This window comes from Pseudomonas sp. GM78 (genome assembly GCF_000282475.1).
Classification (GTDB): Bacteria; Pseudomonadota; Gammaproteobacteria; order Pseudomonadales; family Pseudomonadaceae; genus Aquipseudomonas.
Genome location: NZ_AKJF01000187.1, coordinates 1 through 5,403 on the forward strand (window position 1 = coordinate 1; position 5,403 = coordinate 5,403).

Consider the following 5,403-nt stretch of genomic DNA (forward strand, 5'->3'; position numbering starts at 1 on the left):
TTACTTGGGGCTTTTCCAAGTGACTCGCCGTAAGGGCGAAACCATAGGTGGCCGTTACCGCAGGAATGGATATGTACACCTGAAAGAAAATGCTCGGCTGTCAGGCCGCCTTCGCCGGCAAGCCAGCTCCCACAGTAGATCGGGGTACACCTTCAGGAGATTGGTCGTCTGCCAGGCCTAAATCCAGCCTCAGACCCCAATATTCGAAGACACAGCCAACCGACCCCCACTGCGCACTTCCCTGGCCGTACACCCAAAGTGCTGGCGAAAGCTTCGGGTAAATTGCGCCTGATCGCTGAAGCCCCAGCGCATGGCCAGCTCGCCGATCGACAGGTGGCAGCTGGGGTCTTGCAGGCCTCTGTTGACCGCCTCAAGGCGGCGCAGGCGAATCCATTCCCCCAGGCTGTAGCGCGTGCTGTTGAAGAGTTTATGCACATAACGCACGGACAACCCACAGGCCTCGGCGATCATTGGCGGTGCCAGGTCGGGGTTGCCCAGTTGCTGGTCGACGTAGTGCTCGATGCGTTGCAAATGCAGGGCGGCCAGGTTCGAGCTTTCGCTGCTGAGCACCCGCTCATCGTCACGCAATGCCATCAACAACGTCGAAAGGGCCTGCTCCAGCAGCATGTGCCGGGCGGGCGCGTCGCATTCGTCGAAACGTGCGGCGCACATCGCCAGTTGGTCGACAAAGACCCGCCCGAGTGCTCGCCTGGCGTCGAAGCACAGGCGGGTGTAGCGCTCGGCGCCGCGCAATTGGCCGTGCAGTGCGCGTTCAGGGAGCTTGAACACCCACAGATCATTGTCGCTGGCATAGTGAAAGCGGTAGGGCGCGTCGCCCCGTTCGAAGATGAAACCACCGGGTTGGCAATGCAGGGCACGGCCGTCCTGTTCGAAGTGCACTTCGCTGCGCCGCGGTACGGTGACGAGGTAGCAGGCTTCGCGGTCTTCACTGACCTGGGCTTTGCTGCGCGAATAGCCCAGTTGGCTGGAGCGCAAGCGTGAAAGGGTCAGCGCGGTGCTGCCGGTTTCCCAGATCTGCAGGCTGCCACTGAAAGGGCTGTCGGGCGCGAATTCCAGGGACAGCGGAAAATAGGCACTGCCAATGGCCTGGGCCCAGAGCGGCTGGCGTTGACTGTCTGGCCAGGAGCGGGTGGAGAGTTTGTAGGCCATGGCTGCCCTCGTATCTTTTTTATTATGAGGACGGTGCCGACGCAAAAAAGCCGCCGGCACCGTTGGGCTGCCATCATTTGCCAATGTTTACGGGCGGTCAATCACCGGGTGTCAGCCGGTAGGTGGCCGATGGCGCCAGCGTGGCTTGCCAGCCAGGGGGCACGACGATGTTGGTGGTCGACTCTTCGATCACGCACGGGCCTTTCACCGTTTGCCCCGATTGCAAGCGGTCACCGTTGTACACCGGCGTTTGCTGCCAGGACGACTGGGCGCTGAACAGCATCGAGCGCTGACCGCTGGCCTTGGGCGCGACATCCTCGGCAGGTGCCGGCAGTTCCGGCATGGGCGGACGTTGCAGGCGCGCGATCACCGAGCACTCGAGGTTGACCAGTTCTGCCGGGCTTTGCGGCTCGCTGTAGGAGAACAGCGCCTTGTGCCGGGTGTGGAACGCCTCACGCAAGGCGACCAGGCCCGCCTGATCCAGCTGATCGCAGGCCAGCTCGACGCTGCATTCGTGGATCTGCCCCAGGTAGCGGATTTCCAGGTTGTACAGGCACTCGACATTATTGCCAGCGCCGAAGCCATCGTCGCGCAGGTTGTTCATGCCGCGCTCGCGCAGGTCACGCAGGGTCTGGTTGAGCAATGGCAGGTCGACCAGTTCGTCGTCGAGGCGCATCGGCAGCGTGGTCAATTGGTCGTAGCGGATATCGGAAAGAATCTGCCCGTAGGCGCACAGTCCGGAAGCCACTTTCGGGATCAGCACCACCTTGCTGCCGATTTCCTCGGCCAGGCGCATGACGTGCATGCCCGCCGCACCGCCCGCGCCGATCAGGGCAAAGTCCCGTGGGTCATACCCGCGCTCGACCGACACCCGGCGAATGCCGCTGACCATGTTCAGGTTGACCAGGGTGATGATGCCGAGCGCGGCGCGTTCGACGCTGATGCCCAGGGGCTCGGCGATTTTGCTCCGGATCGCCTCGACGGCGGCCTGGCGGTTGAGCCGGATGCTACCGCCCAACAGTGCGCCGTCGGCCAGGTAACCCAGGGCCAGGTTGGCGTCGGTGACGGTCGGCTCGGTGCCGCCCTTGCCGTAGCACACCGGTCCCGGATTGGCGCCGGCACTGCGCGGGCCGACCTGGAGCATGCCGAAGTCGTCGAGATGGGCGATCGAGCCACCGCCGGCGCCGAGGGTTTCCACCTGGATCATCGGCACGCCGATGCGATAACGCAGGAAGTCGGTGTCCTTGCTGAAGTTGGTGCGCCCTGACTTGCTCAAGGTGATGTCGAACGAGGTGCCGCCCATGTCCACGGTGATCACGTTGTCGATGCCGAACGGCTGCGCCACGCACAACCCGGCTTGCGGCGCGGACGCCGGCCCTGAGTTGATCGCGTTCACCGCGCGTTCACGCATCACCACGCCGGGCGCCAGGCCACCGTTGGACTGGAAGTAGCGAGTGGGCTGCTGCGCGCCGAGCTCTTCGAACAAGGCGTCGATGCGTTCGATGTAGCGGCCCATGACCGGGCTCAGGTACGCATTGACCACGGTGGTCGAGGTGCGGGTGTATTCGCGGATCTGCGGGAACACTTCGTTGCCGGTGCAGACGAATACACCCGGTAGTGCCGCGCGCACCATTTCGGCGGCGCGTTGCTCGTGGCTCGGATTGCGCACCGACCAGACGAACGAAATGGCCACGGCCTTGACGTCCTGTTCGCGGAAATACTCGATCGCTTCAGTTATTGCGTTTTCGTCGAGCGCGGCGTATTCGCTGCCATCACTGATGATCCTGCCGCCGATGGGCCGCCGCAGATGCCGCGGCACCAGCATGTAGGCCGGCGGGTAAGTGGCATCGTAGCGATGGCCGTCTTCCTTGTGGCCCAGGCGGATTTCCAGGCTGTCCTCATGCCCGTCGGTGCACAACAGGCCAACCTTGACCCCGGTTTTCTCGATCAGCGCGTTGAGGGCCACGGTGGTGCCGTTGATGCACAGGTCGCAGTCGCCAATGATCTCGGCCGGGGTGCGGCCGATGGCGTCGGCGATTTGCGCCAGCCCGTTGCGGATGGCGAGGGTGCCGTCCTGTGGCGTTGATGGCGCCTTGAACAGCTGCACGTTGCCGCTGCGATCGGCCAGGATGAAATCGGTGAAGGTGCCGCCGGCGTCGATGCCCAGGCGATATTGTTGCTTGCTCATGATGAGGGATTCCAGATAGCTCAAAGGGGCCGGATTAATGCGTGGCGCGCAAGGTGCTGGTCGCGGCGTCATCGACCTGGCCGTGGCTGTCGATCACCACGCCGTACTCCAGGCGGGCGCCTTCGCGGGACACCAGACCGTTGCGCACGTCCTCGGCCACGCTGGCAACCGGGCGGCGCAGAGGGTTGCCATAGCCACCGCCACCAGGGTTGACGTTGATCACCCGTTCGCCCGGTTGCGCGGTGAGCTGCGCGTTGTAGATGAAGGACTGTTCCTCACCGTCGAGCATGCGGTGAATCAAGCGGCCCAGCTTCGGTTCGAGCAGGACGTTGTTCGCGCCCGCGGCACCCGAGGTCGGCAGTTGCCGGCCCTCGCCAAAACCGACCACGGTCATGGCGTGGTTCAGCGGTTCGATTTCGATGCGTGTCCCCGAACCACCGCGAAATTCGCCGGCACCACCGCTGTCGGTCATCAGGCTGTAGCGATGGACGAGGATTGGATAGGCGTACTCCAGCAACTCGATATCACCGGACATCAGCGCGCCGAAACAACACAACGGACCGCACGCCGGCCAACCGTCCATGGCCTTGTTTGCGCCGGCACCGGAAATGATCGAGGCGAGCACCATGGTCACGTATTCGTCGTTGCCATTGCGCGGATCATGGCCGGCAATGTTGATCCCGCTGGCGTGCCCCCAGGAGGCGGTGACACGATCGGGGGCCGCTTGCTCCAGGGCCTGGCGCACCGCGTCGGCGAGGGTTTCCATCGGTGTGGTGGTGCTGTTGACGTGGGGCGCCGGCTCCTGGGCGTTGCACAAGGTGCCCGGTGGGCCGAGGTCGACGGACACGCAGCGGTACAGCCCTTCGTTGTACGGCGGCGGGACCTGGGCGAACATCATCAGCCCCAGGTAAACCCCGGATACCGAGTTGCCGGCGTAGGAGTTGATGAAGTACGGCACCTGCGGCGGGCTTTCGATCAGGATGTGCGCCTCGTCGCCACGAATTTCCACCTGCGCGGTGATCGACAGCTCACCCAGCCCATGGCCCGAGTCTTCCAGCACGGCGGTGCCGCGGTAGAGGCCATCCGGTACCTCTCGCAGCAAGGCCCGCATGTGCCGGTCCGCCATGTCTTTCAGTTCGGCGATGCACGCGCGCACCTGCGCCACGCCATACCGATCGAGCAGTTCGAGCAAGTGGCGCTCACCGACATTGCAGGCGCCGTACTGGGCGTTGAGATCGCCTTCCTGATAGGCCCGGGCGCGCATGTTGGTCAGCAGCAGGTTGATCACGTCTTCGCGGCGCTTGCCTTGGGACCAGAGTTTGACCGGCGGGATACGCAAGCCTTCGGCGTAGATCTCCTTCGCATCCGGGTTGTAACCGGCGGGCACCGGTCCGCCGATGTCGGTCAGGTGACCTTTGCACACCGCCCAGAACACCAGCTCACCTTCGTAGAACACCGGTTTGTACATGCAGCAGTCGAGAATATGGCTGCCCATGTAAGCGGGGTCGTTGTGATAAATCACATCGCCTTCCTGGACGTCGTCGCCGAAGAAGCCGGCCACGCATTTCATCGCCGGGATCAGCGATCCGAGGTGAATCGGGATGTCCTGGCCTTGCAGGATCATCTCCGGAAGGTGATCGAAGAGGGCGTTGGAGTAGTCGTGGGCCAGGTTGAAAACGCTTGAACGACCGGTTTTCTCGAGGGTGATGGTCATTTCCCGTTGCGCGGTTTCGAGCGCGCCGCGCACGACTGCCAGGGTGATCGGATCTACTGTGCTCATGGGTCACCAGAAATCTTGTTGTTATTCAGGTGGAGGTCAGGACGAACGTCTAACCCACGACACAAAACTACGCGCTCGAACCAGGGGCTGGCTTGGCGCAAAGTGCACTGGTTTTTGATTGTCAGTGCACTTGGGAAGGCGGTCTTACAGCCGATCAATCTTTCGGGGCTGTACTCGATCTACTGTGGGAGCTGGCTTGCCAGCGATGGCGGCCTGACAGCCGGCCTGTCTTTTGTTGTCCGAGTACATATCCATTGCTGCGGTA

3 protein-coding genes are annotated in these 5,403 nt (G+C 63.1%); all 3 read right to left on the bottom strand.

Going from position 1 to position 5,403, the window contains the following annotated elements; all coding sequences use genetic code 11:
- Window positions 1–189: 189 nt before the first annotated feature.
- On the bottom strand, window positions 190–1,170 hold the full coding sequence (locus PMI35_RS06015) for a helix-turn-helix domain-containing protein (RefSeq protein ID WP_008064320.1): 981 nt from the start codon (window positions 1,168–1,170) through the stop codon (window positions 190–192).
- Window positions 1,171–1,267: 97 nt separating this feature from the next.
- On the bottom strand, window positions 1,268–3,358 hold the full coding sequence (gene capA, locus PMI35_RS06010) for a caprolactamase subunit alpha (RefSeq protein ID WP_008064321.1): 2,091 nt from the start codon (window positions 3,356–3,358) through the stop codon (window positions 1,268–1,270).
- A 34-nt stretch (window positions 3,359–3,392) separates the two neighbouring features.
- On the bottom strand, window positions 3,393–5,138 hold the full coding sequence (gene capB / locus PMI35_RS06005; RefSeq protein WP_008064322.1) for a caprolactamase subunit beta: 1,746 nt from the start codon (window positions 5,136–5,138) through the stop codon (window positions 3,393–3,395).
- Between the last annotated feature and the right edge of the window lie 265 nt (window positions 5,139–5,403).

What these genes read in the sequence shown, in the direction of transcription:
- PMI35_RS06015 (WP_008064320.1), bottom strand. Translation starts at nt 1,170, where the DNA reads ATGGCCTACAAACTCTCCACCCGCTCCTGGCCAGACAGTCAACGCCAG.
- capA (WP_008064321.1), bottom strand. Translation starts at nt 3,358, where the DNA reads ATGAGCAAGCAACAATATCGCCTGGGCATCGACGCCGGCGGCACCTTC.
- capB (WP_008064322.1), bottom strand. Translation starts at nt 5,138, where the DNA reads ATGAGCACAGTAGATCCGATCACCCTGGCAGTCGTGCGCGGCGCGCTC.